Here is a 2045-nt window from a genome sequence, read left to right on the forward strand (position 1 = left end):
ATTAAATGAGTTGAGTGCTGAAAATTGCTTAAACTTCCTTGTATGAGCCTTCCTGTCAAGAGAGAAGTATCATAAATTCGTCATTGTGAGGAGCCACAATGTGGCAATATCATGAGTTCAATCTTTTTTATTCCTCTCCCTTTGAATAAAGGGAGATGGTTTGGAATTCGATTGGTTATCAATAAATTCAAATCACCCTAACCCCCTTTGCTAAAGAGGGAGATTGGTTTTTGAGTTTATATTTTCATTGTCATCTGGTGCTACAAATGCAGCATAATTATCTACTCTATTTTATAAAGTAAAGAGAAGGTTTTTAATAGGACTTTTAGATTGTTTTGATAAGCTTGAAACCCAAATGATTTTCGAGAAGTCCCAAATAGGAGAGTGAAGAAAATTGAACCTTAATTTGTTTAGAATTGATAAAAACGCTGAAGACGCTTGATGGCATTGGTGATTTCTTGATTTCCCAAACGAGATTGCTCAACTGCTCGCTTCATTATTTCTATGGAACGATCATAATTGGGTCGATCGACAGGATAAGGATAACCATCTTTCCCTCCATGAGCAAAGCTATAACGCGCTGGATCACGGGTACTAATAGGAGCTCCATAGAGGAGTTCGGCGATGAGCGCCAAAGCACGAATAGTTTTGGGTCCAACACCTTCAATTTCCAATAAACTTTGGAAGTTTTTTGGTTGGCGTTCGTAAGTTTTAAGAAGAATTTTATGAAAGTAACGAGGATTAAGGTCTCCAAGAGAAACTGGATGCCGACTTGATAAATTACATTCAATTATGTTTTTGGCTTCAGCCTCAATCTTTTCCGGTTTTTCCTTAGCAAGATGAGCAACTGCATGACGATTCGACTCGGCATCGCCAGCAACCATATTCAAGAGAATGTTTCCCCGGTGGTTAGCACAGAAAGCGGCGTGAGGAAGCCCCTTTCCCTCCGGCTACTACTAATTTGAGTTCCGATTGGAGTCCTCGTAGTCCCTCTTTCACGGCTCCGCAAACAGTAGTTGTGACTCCTGAACTGTGCCAGTCGAAGCCCAATACACATCCGAGGGCTTGAAACCAATAAGGATCGGAAAATTTTTTTAAGGTTTCACGAGTTCCGAATTCATATACCATCAGAGTGATGATTTCCCGTGAAAGCTTTACCATGCGTTGAAATAACCAAGCTGGTGCTTTCCCTGAGTGGAGTGGTAAATTAGCTACTCCGGTTCGCAAAATTTATTCTCCCTTCAAAATCCTTGAACTAAAAAAACTGGAACCAGTATCTATTATACCTTCATCCTTACCTTCTCTTGTCAAGTAAGAGAGACAATCCAAGCTATTTTAGAAATTATAATCTCTAGCCGGTTGCGAGGAGCAACCTGTCCTCTTTTCTTCCTTGTTACTTGACGAGAGAAGGTAAGGAGGTCAATATTCCCTATATCATAATTTAATAATTAGTTTTCGAGACGAGCATCCAGAGTGATTTGAATATTAGAGAGTAAAACACTCACAGGGCATCCCTTTTTAGCTTCCTCTGCAATAGCCATGAATTTCTCCTGGCTAATTCCTGGAATTTTGGCAATACAATCGAGGTGGCTGGCAGTGATTTTGAAACCATCATCAACTTTTTCAAGGCTCACTTTGGCTGTAGCTGCAACCCGTTCAGGAGTATACCCGGCTTCAGCCAACATATGGGATAACGCCATGGCGAAACATCCGGAATGGGCAGCTGCAATCAGTTCTTCTGGATTGGTACCTTTGCCATTTTCAAAACGAGAGGTAAAAGAATAGTTTCCTTTAAAAGCGCCTCCTCCGAATTCCATGGTTCCATGCCCGTTTTTAAGGTTTCCTTCCCAGATTGCTTGTGCTGTTCTATTTAACATTTCGATCACTCCTTAACTTTAGGTTTATTAGGTTAAACACTAAAAACTGATGATTATTTCACTCTTTGAAGCCCAAATGAATTTCTAATTTTTATTCATCAGAAAATCACAAAAGATAATTTTATAGATACCCACCCTTGTAAAAGCGGCGGTATCTATTTGTGGTAA

Annotated in this window: 3 protein-coding genes; all 3 read right to left on the reverse strand. The window is 39.9% G+C overall.

The features are described 5' to 3' along the window. Positions 1-410: 410 nt before the first annotated feature. On the reverse strand, positions 411-884 hold the full coding sequence (locus PLK24_RS11045) for a DUF763 domain-containing protein (protein ID WP_324479117.1): 474 nt from the start codon (positions 882-884) through the stop codon (positions 411-413). A 25-nt stretch (positions 885-909) separates the two neighbouring features. Further along, on the reverse strand, positions 910-1227 hold the full coding sequence (locus tag PLK24_RS11050) for a DUF763 domain-containing protein (RefSeq protein WP_324479113.1): 318 nt from the start codon (positions 1225-1227) through the stop codon (positions 910-912). Positions 1228-1448: 221 nt separating this feature from the next. Then, entirely contained in the window at positions 1449-1877 is a 429-nt protein-coding gene (locus PLK24_RS11055) for an OsmC family protein (RefSeq protein WP_324479115.1), read from the reverse strand. Positions 1878-2045: the final 168 nt, after the last annotated feature.

Origin of the sequence: Atribacter sp. (assembly GCF_035418125.1) — a bacterium.
Lineage (GTDB): Bacteria > Atribacterota > Atribacteria > Atribacterales > Atribacteraceae > Atribacter > Atribacter allofermentans.

What these genes read in the sequence shown, in the direction of transcription:
- PLK24_RS11045 (WP_324479117.1), bottom strand. Translation starts at nt 884, where the DNA reads ATGGTTGCTGGCGATGCCGAGTCGAATCGTCATGCAGTTGCTCATCTT.
- PLK24_RS11055 (WP_324479115.1), bottom strand. Translation starts at nt 1,877, where the DNA reads ATGTTAAATAGAACAGCACAAGCAATCTGGGAAGGAAACCTTAAAAAC.